This window comes from Limnoglobus sp. (assembly GCF_059499385.1).
Genome location: NZ_JCABYM010000028.1, coordinates 25,919 through 41,838, shown reverse-complemented (window position 1 = coordinate 41,838; position 15,920 = coordinate 25,919). Strand labels below are relative to the sequence as shown.

General features: G+C 67.5%; 15 protein-coding genes. 7 read left to right on the top strand and 8 right to left on the bottom strand.

Annotated features, from left to right (window positions below):
• Window position 1: 1 nt before the first annotated feature.
• The 4 genes from AC5JJ2_RS05095 to AC5JJ2_RS05080 form a co-directional block, all read right to left on the bottom strand.
• Window positions 2-436: a hypothetical protein gene (locus tag AC5JJ2_RS05095; protein WP_495856882.1), complete on the bottom strand. Its 435-nt coding sequence runs from the start codon at window positions 434-436 to the stop codon at window positions 2-4.
• A 90-nt stretch (window positions 437-526) separates the two neighbouring features.
• Window positions 527-1,798 (bottom strand): sulfatase family protein, encoded by a 1,272-nt coding sequence (locus AC5JJ2_RS05090; protein WP_495856881.1) that lies wholly within the window; start codon window positions 1,796-1,798, stop codon window positions 527-529.
• Window positions 1,795-4,344: a sulfatase-like hydrolase/transferase gene (locus AC5JJ2_RS05085; protein WP_495856880.1), complete on the bottom strand. Its 2,550-nt coding sequence runs from the start codon at window positions 4,342-4,344 to the stop codon at window positions 1,795-1,797. The genes AC5JJ2_RS05090 and AC5JJ2_RS05085 overlap by 4 nt, the downstream gene beginning before the upstream one ends.
• A 61-nt stretch (window positions 4,345-4,405) precedes the next feature.
• Window positions 4,406-5,938 carry an extracellular solute-binding protein gene (locus tag AC5JJ2_RS05080; RefSeq protein ID WP_495856879.1) on the bottom strand — a complete coding sequence of 511 codons (1,533 nt, stop codon included), beginning with the start codon at window positions 5,936-5,938 and terminating at the stop codon, window positions 4,406-4,408.
• A gap of 203 nt (window positions 5,939-6,141) precedes the next feature.
• Here AC5JJ2_RS05080 and AC5JJ2_RS05075 point away from each other — a divergent pair, with 203 nt between their 5' ends.
• The 3 genes from AC5JJ2_RS05075 (at window position 6,142) to AC5JJ2_RS05065 (ending at window position 8,940) form a co-directional block, all read left to right on the top strand.
• Window positions 6,142-6,840, top strand: coding sequence for an FHA domain-containing protein (locus AC5JJ2_RS05075; RefSeq protein ID WP_495856878.1), 699 nt, complete (start codon window positions 6,142-6,144; stop codon window positions 6,838-6,840).
• Window positions 6,841-6,910: 70 nt separating this feature from the next.
• Window positions 6,911-8,029 carry an A/G-specific adenine glycosylase gene (mutY, locus tag AC5JJ2_RS05070; protein ID WP_495856877.1) on the top strand — a complete coding sequence of 373 codons (1,119 nt, stop codon included), beginning with the start codon at window positions 6,911-6,913 and terminating at the stop codon, window positions 8,027-8,029.
• A gap of 17 nt (window positions 8,030-8,046) precedes the next feature.
• On the top strand, window positions 8,047-8,940 hold the full coding sequence (locus tag AC5JJ2_RS05065; RefSeq protein WP_495856876.1) for an amidohydrolase family protein: 894 nt from the start codon (window positions 8,047-8,049) through the stop codon (window positions 8,938-8,940).
• A gap of 71 nt (window positions 8,941-9,011) precedes the next feature.
• Here the strand turns inward: AC5JJ2_RS05065 and AC5JJ2_RS05060 are convergent, their stop codons facing one another.
• The 4 genes from AC5JJ2_RS05060 to AC5JJ2_RS05045 all read right to left on the bottom strand — a co-directional run bounded on the left by AC5JJ2_RS05060 (window position 9,012) and on the right by AC5JJ2_RS05045 (window position 13,521).
• Window positions 9,012-10,331, bottom strand: coding sequence for a DoxX family protein (locus tag AC5JJ2_RS05060; protein ID WP_495856875.1), 1,320 nt, complete (start codon window positions 10,329-10,331; stop codon window positions 9,012-9,014).
• A 10-nt stretch (window positions 10,332-10,341) separates the two neighbouring features.
• Complete coding sequence (locus AC5JJ2_RS05055) at window positions 10,342-11,409, bottom strand: FAD:protein FMN transferase (protein ID WP_495856874.1); 1,068 nt, start codon at window positions 11,407-11,409, stop codon at window positions 10,342-10,344.
• A gap of 5 nt (window positions 11,410-11,414) precedes the next feature.
• Window positions 11,415-12,257: a M48 family metallopeptidase gene (locus AC5JJ2_RS05050; protein WP_495856873.1), complete on the bottom strand. Its 843-nt coding sequence runs from the start codon at window positions 12,255-12,257 to the stop codon at window positions 11,415-11,417.
• 79 nt (window positions 12,258-12,336) lie between these two features.
• Entirely contained in the window at window positions 12,337-13,521 is a 1,185-nt protein-coding gene (locus AC5JJ2_RS05045) for a DUF4912 domain-containing protein (RefSeq protein WP_495856872.1), read from the bottom strand.
• A gap of 537 nt (window positions 13,522-14,058) precedes the next feature.
• On the opposite strand from AC5JJ2_RS05045, the gene AC5JJ2_RS05040 reads away from it, so the two are divergent.
• From AC5JJ2_RS05040 to AC5JJ2_RS05025, 4 genes are read left to right on the top strand one after another with little or no spacing between them, the layout of a single operon-like run.
• Window positions 14,059-14,268 carry a hypothetical protein gene (locus AC5JJ2_RS05040; protein WP_495856871.1) on the top strand — a complete coding sequence of 70 codons (210 nt, stop codon included), beginning with the start codon at window positions 14,059-14,061 and terminating at the stop codon, window positions 14,266-14,268.
• On the top strand, window positions 14,265-14,669 hold the full coding sequence (locus AC5JJ2_RS05035) for a hypothetical protein (RefSeq protein WP_495856870.1): 405 nt from the start codon (window positions 14,265-14,267) through the stop codon (window positions 14,667-14,669). Before AC5JJ2_RS05040 ends, AC5JJ2_RS05035 begins: the two co-directional genes overlap by 4 nt.
• 6 nt (window positions 14,670-14,675) lie before the next feature.
• Complete coding sequence (gene atpB, locus AC5JJ2_RS05030; protein WP_495856869.1) at window positions 14,676-15,566, top strand: F0F1 ATP synthase subunit A; 891 nt, start codon at window positions 14,676-14,678, stop codon at window positions 15,564-15,566.
• A 40-nt stretch (window positions 15,567-15,606) separates the two neighbouring features.
• Complete coding sequence (locus tag AC5JJ2_RS05025; protein ID WP_495856868.1) at window positions 15,607-15,903, top strand: ATP synthase subunit C-like protein; 297 nt, start codon at window positions 15,607-15,609, stop codon at window positions 15,901-15,903.
• Window positions 15,904-15,920 lie beyond the last annotated feature (17 nt).

Sequence of the window (15,920 nt, the reverse complement as noted above, 5' to 3'; positions counted from 1 at the left end):
ATCACGCGACGCCGAGGTCGCGCTTCATCCGGGAGTACCAGTCGCGGGTCCACCACTTCTTCGCCCGCGAAATCCCGTTGTCGTCCATCGTCGTGACGACGAGCTTCCGCACGTCCCGCTCCCCGCGGGTCGTGCCGGACACGAGGCCGAGGGCCGTGCGAACGACGGTCTCGAACCCGGCCCGCTCGACGGTCCCCTTCCCGGCCGCGTGGGCCGTCAACAGGTCGCGGATCTGCTGCACGACCGTCGCCTCGATGACGTACCCCTTCTCCCGGCACACGTCCGCGAGGAACCCGCGGGCCCGCTCCAGCGGGAACCCGTGCTGGATCGCGATCTGCATGAGTTCCCGCTCCTCGACGCCGTCGATGTACCGGTCGTCGAAGCCGCGCTTCTCGATCTCCGCGACGTACCGCGAGTGCAACTCTTCCGGGGACATGGGACACCTGACGCCTGACAAGCCGCGAGTCTTCGGGGTTATTCGTAGGACGAACGCGAACATCGTGAGAAACTTGCCGGATGTTTCGAGTTAAAACTTGTCGTCGCCCCACGCCTTCCGTTCCGCGTCCATCATTTCCTTCATCCGGTCCAGCACGGCCCGTTGCTCGGCCTTCTCGGTCAGGTCGTGCAGCTCGTCCGGGTCGGCGGTCACGTCGAACAACTGGTACTTTTGCACCTTCGGATACCACAGGAGCTTCCACCGGACGGTCCGCACCATCCGCTGGCAGTCCTTGTACGCCGCGAACAACTCGTCTCGCACGCCCTTCTCCCGGCCGGCCAGCACGGGCACGAGGCTCTTCCCCTCGCACGTCGGTGGGGTCGGCGTCTTCGTCAACTCGCACACCGTCGGGAACAGGTCGAACAGGTAGACGAGGGCGTCGCTCTTGCCCTTCGGCACGCCCGGCCCGGCGAGGACGAGAGGCGACTTGAAGTGCTCGTAGAGGTTCTGCTTGCCCATCAGCCCGTGGCGGCCGCCGACGGCCAGCCCCTGGTCGCTCGTGAAGACGACGACCGTGTTCTCGTACTTCCCCGCCGCCTTCAGCGCGTCGAGGATGCGGCCGAGGTGGTGGTCGAGCGACGTGACGCAAGCGTAGTACTCGGCGAGATGCTTCTTCATCTCCGGTTCGGTCCGCGGGATCGGGGCCAGCTTCTCGTCGCGGACGGCCAGCTCGCCGTTATCGAACGGGTGCTTCGGCAGGAAGTTCTTGCTCAGCGTCACCTTCGCCGGGTCGTACAGCTTGTGGAACTCCGGCTCGGCCGTCCGCGGGTCGTGCGGCATGCTCGGGGCGTAGTAGATGAAGAACGGCTTCGCGTCGGCCTTGTTCGCGGTCACGTGGTCGATCACCGCATCGGCGCACTTCTGGTTTGTCGCCGCGCCGACGTGCGGGACGTGGACGACCTTCTCGAACGCATCGTGCCCGACGCGGAACGAGTTCCCCGGCTTGCTGACGCAGAGCGTGGCGTACCCGGCCGCGCGGAACGTGCCGCCGAGCGTCGGGCCGTCGTAGGTCTTCGCGTTCGGCGGCGGGATGCGGAACAGCGACTTGCCGGTGAGGATCATGGTGCGGCTGGGCGCGCACACGGCCGGGACCATGCTCCCCTGGCAGTAGGCGTTCGTGAAGTGGAACCCGCGGTCCACGAGCTTGTCGAGCGTCGGCGTTTGAATCTCGGCGTTGCCGAGGGCGCGGATCGTGTCGAACCGCTGGTCGTCGGTCAGCACGAACAGCACGTTCGGCGGGGCCGCGCGGCCGACGGTGGCGAGAAGCAAGAGCGCGAACACGGAGAGGAGATTTCGGGTCATCGAGCGGTTCCGGTGGAAGGTTTGTCGTCGCCCGCCTTCACCCAATCCTCGGTGAACGCGACGTGCTTCATGCTCTTGCCGTCCTTGACGAAGTAGCTGTAGACGGCGTGGACCGTCCCGTCGCGACCCTGGACGATCGCCGGGTAGTGGTACGACCCCGACTCGTGGCGTTCGAGGTGGCGGGTCCACTTCCACGTCTTCCCCTCGTCGTCGGAGATCGACACGGCGAGCGAGCTGCGGCCCCGCGTCGAGTCGTTGTAAATCAGGACGAAGTGGCCGTTCGCCAGCCGCACGGCGTCGAGGCCGCTGCCGGGGTTCGGCAGGTCGAGGCTGGTCACCGTGCCCCAGGTCATCCCGCGGTCGGTCGATTCGGATACGCGGACCTTGCGGAAGACGCCGTTCTCCCGCATGTACGCGACGAGCGACCCGTCCTTCCGCTCCAGCACGGCGGGCTGAATGCTGCCGAACCCGGCGAGCGGCTTCGACGCGGTCCAGGTCTTCCCCTCGTCGTCGCTGATCGCCATTAGGCCGGCCGAGTACGTATCGGAATAGAGGGGCAGCAGGATGCGGTCGGTGGACAAGACCGTCGGCTTGCACCGCGGCTGCCAGCCGAGGCGGGAGAGCAGCTTGTCGCCGACCTTCTTCTTGACGTACTCGTCGCCGAACGCGGCCGGGATCGAAACGTCGAGCGTCTTCTTCCAGGCCGCGAACTCGCGGAGCATGGTCGCCTCGAAATCGACCGGCTTCAGGAACAGGCTGCCCTGCCAGTCCCACGTCGGCATACCGGTAGCGTACTTCGACGACACGCGGTACTGCGTGACGCACGACTCCCATGAGTTCGCGAGGATGACCGGCCAGAACAGCCAGAGCCGCTCCTTCGCGTCGATGAAAAGCGTCGTGTTGCAGTCCGGGAAGCCCGGCGTGTCCGCGAGCAGGAACTCGTCGGACCACCTATCCGCGCCCTTCGGCAGTCTCGCGCCGAGGACGCTCACGTCGTCGGCGCTCCGCTCGCCGCTGCCGCGGTACCACGAGACGAGCAAGTCGCCGTTCGGGCACTCGACGATGCCGGGGGCGTGGTTGTGCTTCGGGTTCAGCGGGAACACGAGTTCGGATGAAAACTGTTTCGCCGGCGGATCGGCGACCCGGCCCGGCTCGCGCGTCCCGCTGCCCCTCCGCTTCGTGAGTGCGTCGCCCAGGTCGGCCCGTGCCCGCTCCGCGTGGTCGAGCATCGCCTTCAGCACGTCGGGATGCCGGTCCGCGACGTTCTTCGTCTCGCCGACATCGGCCCCCAGGTCGAACAGCATGGTGTCGAGCTTCACCTGTCGGTAGCCGGCGGGCTTCCCGTCCTGGCCGGGGGCGCGGTCCTCGATCATCCGGCAGGTGTGCGGCAGGATGAGCTTCCACTTCCCGCTCCGCACGGCCTGCAACTCGCCCTGCGCGAAGTAGTGGAAGTACGCCGCGTGCGGGCACTTCGCCCCCGGCTTCGCGAGCAGCAGGTCGCCGATGTCCTTGCCGTCGATCGGCAGCTGCGGCAGGTCGGCCCCGGCGAGCTTCGCGATGGTCGGCAGCAGGTCGATGGTCATGGCGGGTTCGGTCTGCACGCTCTTCGGCGGAATCTTGCCCGGCCACTTCGCGACGAACGGGACCCGGACGCCTCCTTCCCACACGCTCCCCTTCCCCTCGCGGAGCGGCCCCTTCGTGCCGGCGTGGTTGCCGTAGCTCAGCCACGGGCCGTTGTCGCTGGTGAAGATGACGAGCGTGTTGTCCTCGACCCCCGCGGCCTTGAGCGCGGCCAGCACGTCGCCGACGGCGGAATCGAACTCCTGGAGAACGTCGCCGTAGACCCCGCCTTCAACGGAGGAGCCGCGGAACTTCTCGCCGACGAACAGCGGGACGTGCGGGAACGTGTGCGCGAAGTAGAGGAAGAACGGCTTCGTCTTGTTTTCCTGAATGAACTGCACCGCCCGGTCGCGGTACTTCGCAGTAAGGAGCGCCTGGTCCTCGGCCGTCACGTCGTGGTCGATGACCTTGTCGCCGTCGATGAGCGGGAGCTTCGGGTAAGCGCCCTTCTTCGCCTCCGGGTGGTGCGGCCACATGTCGTTCGAGTACGGCAGCCCAAGATAAGAATCGAACCCGTGCCTCGTCGGCAGGAACTGCGGGTGGTGGCCGAGGTGCCACTTGCCCACCATGCCGGTCGCGTAGCCCTTCGCCTTCAGCACCTCGGCGAGCGTCGTCTCGTTCGCGTGGATCCCGTGCCTTGCCTGCGGCCCGAGCGCGCCGTGGATCCCGAGGCGGTTGGCGTAGCAGCCGGTGAGCAGGCTGCACCGCGACGCGGAACAGACCGGCTGGGAGACGTGGAAGTCGGTGAACCGGACGCCCTCGGATGCGATGCGGTCGAGGTTCGACGTCTTCCACTTCGTCGCGCCGAAGCACCCGAGGTCGGCGTAGCCGAGGTCGTCGGCGAAGAAGAGGACGACGTTCGGCGGGGCCGCGACGGCGAGGGACGCGCAAACAACAAGGGCGATCGCGGAGAGGGCGAATCGCATGGGGAACCTCCGGGGCGACGCCTGACGTTATCGCCGCGTCGCGGCCGGTGCAACTGTTTATTCAACGAAGGCCCGCGGCCTGTCGCCGTTCCGCGCGGAGGGCGTCGGCCGGGCGGGCGGCGTCCGCCTTCCGCCACGCGGCGTCGGCCGCCTTCATCGCGTCCTCCGGCGACGCCGCACCGGTCCCGACCTTGCGGACCTCAGACGCGAGGAGCGTCATCAGTTCCTGCTGGTCCGCGCCGCGCGGGGCGACGACCTGATTCGCCATGCCGATGCCGACGTAGTGCCGGATCGCGCTCGCCAGCTGGCGGCTCCGCTCCGCGTCGAAACCGTACCGCTGCCAGATCGCCTCGCGGGCCTCGTCGAGGTGCTCCGCGCGGAACGGGCCGAAGCCGAGGGCCGGTTCGCTCAGCAACTCCGCGCTGCGGCTCAGGCCGGACAGGTCGCTAAGTAGGTCGAACGCGGCGTCGGGGTTCTGGCACGAGTTCCGGACGACGGCCACCCACCCGCCCTCGCCGAAGTACGGGATGTAGTTCACCCCCTTCACCTTGTCGCCGGGCGGTTTCGGTTGGCCGTCCTTCGGGTCGAACCAGACCTTCGTTCCGGGTAGCGGCGCGACCCCGATGGTCGGCGGCGCGGCCGCACCCTCTTTCGGAAGCCGGCCGAGTTCTGCGAGCGAGACGACGGCCAGGACCGCCGGCCCCGTGGCGACCGCCGCCGCGGGGTTGTCCCCCGGCCCGGCCGCCCGGCAGCGGGCGGTGCGCTTCACCCACCGCGCGGCCTCGACGAACGCCGGCTTCCGCAGCCGCGGCTCGCCGGTGTCGATGGCGTGGTGGAACGCGAGCATCTCCGCGGCCGACGTGTCCGACTTCGACTCGACCCGCTCGGCCGTGGCCGTCGTCCCGCCCACGACGAGCCGGTCGTAGCAGGCCGCGACCATGTGGAACTCGCGGAGGGCGCGGTGCGGCTGCTCCGCCGGCGCGGGGAGGCTCGGTTGGCCGCGGTCGGCGAAGAATTCCGCCACGTCGGCGAACTCTTCCCACGTCGCCGGCGGGGCGAGCGGGCGGCCGTACTTCGCCGCGTAGTCCGGTGCGGCCTTCGGGTCTGCGAACCGGTCGGCCCGATAGATGAGGACGTACGCCTCGCCCGCGAGCGGGATCGCGCGGGCGTCGCCGCCCCACCCGGCCAGCCGCTCGGCCGAGATCGTCAACAGCCGCGGCCACTGGAGCGGGTGCGTCGATCCGCGAATCTCTTCCGGAACGGGCTTCGCGTCGTTCTTCGCCACCCACGCCCCGAGTTCGCGGGGCGGGATGACCACCACGTCCGCGTCGGCCGGCAGCCCCGGCTCGACCGTCGCCGCCGCCCCGGTCCGCTGCGACCACGGCCCGGCCCGGCGGGCGAGTTCGACGGCGACCCGCGGGTCGGCACAGCCGACCTTCACTTTCACGCCGGCAAACGGCTGCCGATTTTTCGCGGCCGGCGGCGGGGCGGAACTGTCCGAACAACCCGACGCGAGTACGACCGCCAGGGCGATCGAGCCGATCAGTTTGCCCAGCCGGGAAAGTTTACCGGGTTTGGCAGATTTCCATTGCATGTTGAAGGGGCCGTGAAATAAGATGCTCGTAGAGGGAGACGATTTCGCCCGATGGTATACTACGAGCGTCTTCGCCTTCCGCTCACGACGTTTACAACTCGTCCGCGTCTGTCGCACCGGTACTCGCGCCGGTCCCCGACCGACCTTTGACAAACCCTCTCCCGCGTGGTTCGGCGCGGCGCGGTTTGCCAGAAGGAAGTCCTATGAAAGTGAGTTTGGTGGTAGCCAGTGGGGTTCACCAGGGGAAGGTGATTCCGGTGGTCAGCCAGCAATTCGTTATCGGTCGCGATCCCCAGTGCCAGCTCCGCCCGGCCAGTCAGGCGATCAGCAAGCAACATTGCGCGATCCTGGTCAAGGGCGGGAAGGTCTTCCTCAAGGATTACGGCAGCACGAACGGCACGTTCGTGGACGAGGAGCAGATCGAGCCGAACGCCGAACTCGAGGTGGCCAACGGGGTCCGCGTCCGCGTCGGCCCGCTCGACTTCAACATCCAGATCGTCCTCCCCCGCCCGTCCGACTCGACCCCGCTGCCCGACGCCCTGAACCTGACGAACACGCCGGAAGCCGACAAGCTCAAGGCGGCCGCCGGCGCGAAGCCCGGCTCGACGACGACGAAGCCGGTCCAGAAGGCCGAGAAGCCGCAACCGATCCCCGGCCCGCCGGCGTCCTCCGGGAGCGACAGCGAGGACGACATCGCGGCCATGCTCCTCGGCATGGGCGACGAGTCGAGCGTGCCGGAAGGCAGCACGGTGTTCGAGATGCAAGGCATCAACCCGGACGGCACGCCGAAGAAGGAAGAAACCCCGCCGCCGGGCAGCGGGGAGAAGAAGGTTCTCAGCCGCGAGGACTCGTCGAACGCGGCCAGCGACATCCTGCGGAAGTACATGCGGCGGCCCCGCTAACGAGGTCCGTCTCTCCCGAAGGCTTCCGGCGGCTTGCCGTCGGGAGCCTTTTTCGTTTCCCCCACCCGCCATGTCGTTCCCACTCCCGCCGGGTTGGTCGAACCGGACGCTCCCCGTACTACGCCGGAAGCTGCTCGCGTGGTTCGACCGCCACCAGCGGGATTTACCCTGGCGGGCCGACCGCGACCCGTACCGCGTCTGGGTCAGTGAGGTCATGCTCCAACAGACGACGGTGGCGGCCGTCGTGCCGTACTTCCATCGCTTCCTCACGGCGTTCCCGACGGTCCAGGCGCTGGCGGCGGCCGACGAACAGGCCGTGCTGAAGCTCTGGGAGGGCCTGGGTTACTACCGCCGCGCCCGACACCTGCACGCGACGGCGAAGCGAGTCGTCGCGGACCACGGTGGCGTCTTCCCGGACGACTCGGCGGCGTGGGCCGCGTTCCCCGGCGTCGGGCGGTACATTCTCGGCGCGGTGCTGTCGCAGGCGTTCGAGCGGAAGCTGCCGATCGTCGAGGCGAACAGCCTCCGTGTGCTCGCCCGGTTGTTCGGCTACCGCGGCGACCCGCGGGAGGGCCAGGGCAAGGCGTGGGTCTGGGAAGCGGCCGCGGCCGTGCTGCCGGACCGTCGCGTCGGCGACTTCAACCAGGCCGTGATGGAACTGGGCGCGACGGTCTGCACGCCGGCCGCGCCGCGGTGCGGACTGTGTCCGCTCGCGGGAATCTGCGTGGCGAACCGCGAAGGGCTGCAGAGCGTCATCCCGCCGGCGAAGAAACCGCCCACCGTCATCGAGAGCCGTGAGGTCGCGGTCGTGATCCGCCGGCGCGATCAGGTGTTGCTGTGCCTTCGACCGCCGACCGCGATCCGGTGGGCGAACATGTGGGAATTCCCCCACGCCGAGACGGCCGCTGGCGAAACGGTGGACGACGCGGCCGTCCGGATCGCGAAGGAACTGACCGGCCTCGCCGTGAGCGTGTCGGAAGAACTGTTGACCGTGAAGCACGGCGTCACGCGGTTCGCCATCACGATGACGGCCCTCGAAGCCGCGAGCGCGCGGGGCACGCCGCGGTCGGACTTCTACGCCGAGTGCCGGTGGGTGCGGCCGGCCGAACTTTCGTCCTTCCCAACGAGCACGCCGCAGCGGAAACTGTTTGAAGCCGTCGCGACCGGCCGCCAGAAGCGGCTGTTCTGACGGCCGGAGGCTACCCGATGCCGACCCGCCGCGACTTCCTCGCCGCCCTTCCCGCCGCCGCGCTCGCGGCTCGCGCCGTCGCCGCTGAGAAGCCGCTCGTGATCGACACGCACTTGCACTGCTTCGCCGGCAAGGATGACGCCCGGTTCCCGTACCACAAGGACGGCCCGTACCAGCCGCCGGACGCCGCGACGCCGGATCACCTGTTGAAGTGCATGGCCGACGGCGGGTTCGACCGCGCCGTCGTCGTCCACCCGGAGCCGTACCAGGACGACCACCGCTACCTCGAACACTGCCTGACGGTCGGAAAGGAAAAGCTGAAGGGGACGTGCCTGTTCTTCGCGGAGCGGCCGGACACGGGGAAGCGGATGCGGGAACTGGCAAAGAAGGTGACGCTCGTGGCGGCGCGGGTTCATGCGTACAACCCGGACCGGCTGCCGCCGTTCGAGAAGCCGGAGCTGGCGGCGATGTGGAAGCTGGCCGGCGAACTCGGCCTCGCGGTACAGGTCCACTTCGAGCCGCGGTACGCGCCGGGGTTCGAGCGGTACATCAAGGACTTCCCGGCCGTCCGCGTGCTGATCGACCACCTCGGCCGGCCGTTCCAGGGGACGGAGAAGGAACACGCCGTCGTCGTCGGGTGGGCGAAGTACAAGAACGTGGTGATGAAGTTGTCGTCCGTGCCGGACCGGAGCAAGTACCCACACCGCGACCCGGCGAAGGTGGTGCGACAACTGACGGACGCCTTCGGCGCGGACCGGCTCATGTACGGCGGCGGGTACGACGGGAAGGCGACCGGCGCGAGCTACCGCGCCGAGCGCGAGCGGGTGCGGGAGGTGTTGGCGCACCTGTCGGCGGACGACCAGGCGAAGGTATTCGGCGGCACGGCCGCGAAGGTGTTCAAGTTCGGGTGATGATATATAGCCGCCGGCTTGCCGGCGGGATTTGCGACGCCCAGAACCCCGCCGGCAGGCCGGCGGCTAAATCAAGAAGCCGCCGCCTCCGGCTTCGGCTTGCCGCGGAAGACGTAGCTAATCAGCGCGTCGATCCCCAACCACTTGCCCGTCGGCATGCACGCCAGCGCCAGCAGCGCGAAGAACTCGATCGCGTTCTTGTTGATGAACAGCGGGTTCCCCTCCGTCCCCGGCGGCAGCGTGTACCACGGGAACGGCGGGTGCGTCAGGTACGTCAGCAGCAAGAACCCGGCCGCCATCACGCAACTGATCCGCGTCAGGAACCCGAACAGGATGAACGCCCCGACGACGGCCAGGAACCACCGCGTCAGCCAGTCGTTCTTCTGCGTCATCGTCATGTCCTTCGACGGCTCCAGTGGTTTGCCGTCGTTCACCTTCGTCTTCAACTCCGTGACGAAGGCGTCGATGTCCTTGACCAGTTCCGCCTCGGCGTTCCAGTAGTCGGCGCGGGCGGATTGGGCCTTCTTCACGTCGATGCCGTACCCCGTGCCGAGGTTCTCGTCGAGCCGCTTCTCGGCCTCCTGCTTCTCCTTCTTCAACATCTCGATGTAGTGCAGGCGCTGCGGGGCGGTGAACGTCACATCTCCGGTGATGCGGGTCATCTTCAGCGGTCGCCGGTCCACGCCGTACACCCACCGGGCGTACTCGGCCTTCGCGGCTTGAATCTCCGCCGCCACGATGTCCTTCGCGGTAGCCGCCCGCTTCTCGATCTGTGCCTTCAGTTCGGCGTGCGCCTCGTTCTCCTTCTTCCGGGCGTCGTCGGCCTTCTTCTTCGCCGCGTCCTTCCCGGCTTGGTCCTTCGCGGCGTCGGTGTCCTTCTTCTCCGTGTCGGCGATGTCCTTGAGCGCCTTCTCGTGCAACTCGGCAACCTTCTCCAACTGCGACTTGGCGTTGTCCCGCGTCGTCGCCTCGGCGGTGTCGGCCATGCTGTCGAGCTGCTTCGCAACCTCGTCGTGGCAAAGCGCGGCCTGCTCCGCCTCGTTGAGTTTTGCGAAATCGTAACTCGTCATCGGCTTCTTCTGGGCCAACCTGTCCGCGATGATCTTGGTCGGGTCGCCGTTCATCGACCGCATGAACCCGGCGAGCGGGCCGGGGGCTTCCTTGAAGTACGGGTCGCTCTTGAACGGCTTGCTCGACTCGACCTCGCCGACGTAGTGCGACTGAATCTTGTGCAGCCCCTCGAACAGGAACTGCCAGCCGATCGCCAGCCGCAGGGCGAGAAGGAAGAAGACCTTCGGCTTCCACTTCTGCTGCGCCGTCGCGACGACGAGCGCCAGGAGCGTGCCGACGAGGCCGGCGTACACGACTTGGATCGGGATGGGGAGGGTCATCGGGGGCCGTTCAGTCAGGGTAAGCGAGCGTGTTCAGGTACGTCTCGCGGAGGGTCGGGGGCGCGTGCCGGTCCGTCATCGTGCCGAACGTCGTGGGTTGGTCGTCGCCGTCGGCCAGCATCAGGCCGCCGAACCGGGGGCGGGACCGGGCGAACTCGGCCGCGGCCGCCGGGCCGAGGACGAAGAACGCCGTCGAGACGGCGTCGGCTTCCGCCGCCGTCGGGGCCGTCACGCTGGCGCTGGCCGTCCCGGTCGCGGGCGACCCGGTCCGCGGGTCGAGCAGGTGGCCGTACTTCTTCCCATTGTAGATGAAGTGCTGGAAGGTGGCCGCTGACGTGGCGAAGCCCTCGTCTTGAAGGCGGACGGTGCCGAGCGTCCGCGCGTCGTCCCACGGGTGGCGGACGGCGACCGGCCAGCCGCGGGCGTCGTTCGGCGGCCGGCCCACGGCGTATACGCTACTCCCGCCGCCGTGCAGCAACGCGGACACGATCCCCCACTTCGATCTCAGCAACCCCGCGGCACGATCGAGGGCGTAGCCCTTCCCGACGGCCCCGAGGTTGATCTCCAACCCCGGCACGCGGAACTTTACAGACCGCGTGCCGGCATCTAGCATCAGGTGGCGCGAGCCGGTCGTCGCCATCGCGTCGGACCGTTCCGCGGCCGACGGCACGCGGCCCTCGCGGCGATGGAAGCCCCACGCCTTGACGAGCGCCCCGGTCGCGATGTCGAACGCCCCGGCCGTGTCGTTCGTCAGCCCGGCGGAGAACGCCAACAGGTCGAACAGCTTCTCCTCGACGACGACGGGCCGTCCCGCCGCGGTCGCGTTCAGCCGACTGACTTCGCTGTGGTCGCGGTAGACGGTGAGTTGGTCTTCCAGGTCGTCGATGAGGTCGAGCGCCGCCGTCGCGGCGGCGAGGGCGTGCGGCGTGCCGTAGGGGATCGCGACCTCGAACGTCGTCGCCATCGCCCGGCGGGAGACGCGGAGCAGGTGGTAGTCCCCCGCTTCCGCCGCCGGGAGCGGGATCAGCGGGGCGAGCGTGCCGCCGGGCGTCGCGGAGAGGAAGTCGCGGCGTTCCATGGTCTTTACCGCCGGTCGTCTTCTTCGTCGTCCTCGTAGCGGTTGCCGCCCTTGGACTTCGACTTCGACGGCCGGTCGTCCTCGCGGTCGGCGTCCTCGTCCGGGATCATCCGGGCGATCCGCCGGAGCATGAGCGGGTAGTAGAGTTGCTTCTCGGCCTTCTTCGTCAGCCGGTCGTCTTCCACGGAAATCGCCTGCCGCTCCAGGGCGGCCTTGTTCACGCTCGCGAACAGTTGTGGGCCGACGAGGAGCAGGCTGAGCGCGTCCCGCCCGGCGTCGTACCCGACCATCGCCGCGGCGACGGCGTCGCACGTCAGCTCGTCGAGCCGGGACAGCGGGCGGTAGAGCAGGCTGACCTGCGCGCGGATCAGCCCGGTGTGGCCGAGGGCGTGGTGGGCCAGCTCGTGCGCGATGATGAACCGCAGGACGTTCTCGTTGTTCGTCTGCTTCGCCCCGAACACGATGTCGTCGAACAGGACGACGTTTTTCTTCGCGCCGATCTTCACCGCGAACGCATTCTGCTGGTTGCTCTCGACGATGTAAACGTCCGGCGGGTCCATGTCGAGCGCGTCGGCGAGGTCGGCGACGTGCTCGTATATCTCCGGGAACTGCTTCGGCCCGACGCGGAGGGCCGACCCGCGGAGTTGCGCGAGCGCGACCTTCAACCGCAGGTAGTAGAACACCAAGCCGACCAGCATGATGACGAGGCCGACGCCGAACGTCGCGACCGCGAACACGATCATGCCCAGGCCGGTCGAGAGGAAGAACAGGATGTACCCGAGGGTCTGGGCGAAGCCGGTCCCCGGCTCGACGTAGTCGCGGGGGTTGACGGCACGGGTGCGGGCCATGAAGTCACCGGTCGGTTGGCGAAACGAAAATGCCCACGAGCGGGGTCGTGGGCATAGTCTACGAACCGCGGCGAGGGGGTTAGTTCTCGCCGTACATGTCGTGCGTCGTCGGGTCGAGGTGCTTGGTGTTCCGCTCGATGGCCAGCACGATCGTCCGCTCCTCCATGCCGTCCGCGGACTCGGCGACCGCCGGGAGGATTTGCCGGCCGTCGGTCAGGGCGTATCGCATGGTGAACGACCCGTCCGGCCGCAGTTTCACCGGCTCGTTTTGGAGCGTCACGTGGGCCGACGGGTCGGTCTTCCCGGTGACGATCAGTTCCGCGTCGATGGTGAAGTCGAACTTCTTCAACTTCTCCGGCAGTACCGCGCCCGTGCCGAACATGCTGTCCTTGCCGGTCCGCTTGAGCTGCTCGTCGAACAGCTCGCGGAGCTGCGGCGGGCCGTCGGTGGTCTCGAACCCGGTGGACATGGCGAGCAACCGCTCGGCCGTCATCTCGTCCACGTCGGTCTGCCAGTTGTCCTCGAGCGCCTCGCTCGCCCCGGCCTTCGGCGGTGTGACGACGTTCGACCGGGCCAGCACCTTGAAGTCGCCGCGGCGGGACAGGTAGCCGATGTCCGCCCGGTAGCTCCGCGGGGGCTGCGGCACGTCGATGTACCAGTGGCTGCACCCGCCGTGGATCACGATGTCCCGCACGGCCGCCTCGCTCGTGCTGGTCGTGTCCTGCGAGGTCACGTCGAACAGGCGGATGATCGGCTTCGCCCCGTGCCAGTCCTGGCCGAGCGACGCCTCGGCCCGCTGGACCGATTGCATCGTCAGTTCCCAGTGGGCGTGCAGCCAGTGCGGGTCCGGGACCATCAGGAAGATGCGGTCCTTCGCCGCGGCCTTCGTCTTCGTGGACAGGTCCTTGTCGGCCGGGATCGGCGTCTCGATGACCTTCAGCGGCGCGGGGGCCGGGCGGGCGTTCTTCCCTTCCGGCTTCGTCGGCTTGTGGCTGCCGTTGACGACGGGCTTCGTCACCCGTGCCGGGGGCGTGGGGACCGGTGGGGCCTTCTTCACCGGCGCGGCCGGCTTCACGGCCTTCGCCACGAGCTTCGCGGCCGGCTTCGGCTTCACGATCCGCGCGGCCGCCTTGAGGGGCTTCCGTACCTTTTGCGGCTTTAGCGGCTTAACGGGCTTACGTCGCGTCGGCTTGGACGCGCGAGCGGCCGCGGCCTTCGGCTTCTTCGTGGTCTTGGCGACGGAAGGTACGGGAATCGATTTCACAGTGCGCTCGGGGTCGTCGGAAGGAGAGTGTTTTTTCAACGGGAACGGCTCTCGCCTGAATATTATTCCGGCAAAAGAGCGAACGGGTGTCAAAAGACACCACAAATAACCGCGGCATTCAAGCCACCGGCCGGGGTCCGTCCCGGATGTGCTGTACGGGTACTAGATATTCTATTCGTCTAATGCCGTTGACCCGAAACGGGTTCGGGAGATACTGACGCGGCGTCAGCGAATCGGGTGGGGCGTCCGGCGACAACGGCAGTTCTTTGAACCTTCCCTGTCTCAACACAAGTAGTGTAAAAAAAGTCGGTTAAGTCTGTCAACGCGATTTGGGAATTGTTCTGCATCTTTGTCGATTTTTTGGCGGGCGAAACCTCTCCCGCTCACCTCGGCCACGACCTCTGGAAGCTGCTTCCGCGAAAGCGGGAGAGGCCCGATGACTTTGTGAAAAAATTCACAAAGTCCCGTTGACGATTTTTTCACCCCTTTGATAATGCCAACAGACAACGAGTTACTACACCACCCGCGAGGTGGTGAATGGCCGAGACGAAGCCGAAATCGATGAAAACCGGCGCGGTGGTCGTCGGGTCCGAGATGGTGGGCTTCGCCCTGGTCGGCGTGCTGATCGACTACCTGATCGGCACGCTGAACACCGTCCCGTGGGCGACGTTGATCCTCGCCCCGCTCGGGTTGCTGGTCGGCATGGTTCACCTGGTCCGATTCGCGAAATCGGAACAAAAGCCGTGAACCGCCGGGATTATGCTTGGATTTCGCTGCCGAGTTTGGCGATACTCGCGGTCGCCCCGGCCCTCGAAATTTGGACCGCCCCCGGACTGATGCTCGCGGCGGTCCTCGCGGTGGTGGTGGTGTGGCCGGCCGCCGCCCTCTCGCTGTGGTGGATGCGGCGGCTGATGGCCCACGACCCGAAACGGTCGGCCGTCGGGATGATCGCGACCGCCCTCCTTCGGATGACGGTCGCCTTCGGCGGCGGGTGTCTCGCGTTCTTCGGACTGAACTGGGAGCCGACCGCCGGGTTGGCCCTCTGGCTCTTGATAGCAGTGGCCTACCTCTCCACGTTGGCCGCCGAGGTCTTCGTTCTCGCGAAGCCCGGCTGGGTCGGACGGGGAGGCGTCGGCCGGAAGGGTTGACCTCCTATGGCTCACGCCGCCACGCCAGGCAAGCCGCTCGACATCGACCCGTTCCACCACGTCATCGACAACCCCGAAATCGAACTGTTTGAATCTCTCGGCCTGCACCTCCACCTGCCGAAGATCGCCGGCTACCAGATCACGAAGTTCCACGTCTTCCTGGCCCTGGCCGCCCTGCTCGTCGCCGTCGCGATGATTTGGCTCGGCAAGAAGATGGCCACCGGGCAGAACCCCCGCGGCAAGCTGTGGAACATGCTGGAGTCGCTGCTCTACTTCGTCCGCGAGAAGATCGCGAAGCCCGGCCTGCACGACGAGGCCGACAAGTACGTGCCGTTCCTGACGACGCTGTTCCTGTTCATCTTCTTGGTGAACCTGCTCGGCATGATCCCGTTCCTCGGGTCGGCGACGGCGAGCATCGCCGTGACGTTCGCGTTGGCCCTGTGCGCGTTCGTGGTCATCCACGTCGCCGGGATTCAGGAGATGGGCCTGCCGAAGTACATCAAGTCGTTCGTGCCGCACATCCACCTGGAAGGCGGCCCGGCGATCCGCGCGATGGGGTTCATGATTACCGTCGGCATGGCGGTCCTCGAGTACGCGACGGCGTTCATCCGGCTCGCGGTCCTCGCCATCCGGTTGTTCGCGAACATGCTGGCCGGGCACACGGCCCTGTTCATGATCCTGTTCTTCATCAGCTACGTCTCGCGGCCGGTGTCCGACCCGATGGGCGGCTACCTCTACGACGCGCCGGGCTGGCTGTATTACGTGATTACCCCGGTGAGCGTCCTGCTCTCCGTCGCCCTGAGCTGCCTCGAACTGTTCGTGGCCGGGCTGCAAGCGTTCGTGTTCACGCTTCTCACGTCGATCTTCATCGGCCTGGCGAAGCACCCGGCCCACTGACCCGAAACCCTCCGTTTTCCTCGAAAGGACGAGTCGTATCATGCAGCGTCGCATCCTCCCGCTCTTCGGTGCTCTGCTCCTGGTCCTCTGCTCCGGCAACCTGGCGTTCGCCGCCGCCGGCGCGGGCAGCGCCGCCGCCATCGGCATGGGCCTGAGCGTCCTCGGCATCGGCCTGGGCCTGGGCCTCATCGGCAACGCGGCCATGAGCGGCATCGCCCGCCAGCCGGAGCAAGCCGGCACGATCCAGACGGCCATGCTGATCGTCGGCGGGCTGGTCGAAGGGGCCGGGATTCTCAGCCTGATCCTCTGCCTCGTCACCATCTTCGTGGGCAACTAACGAGCCGGGGCCTCGAA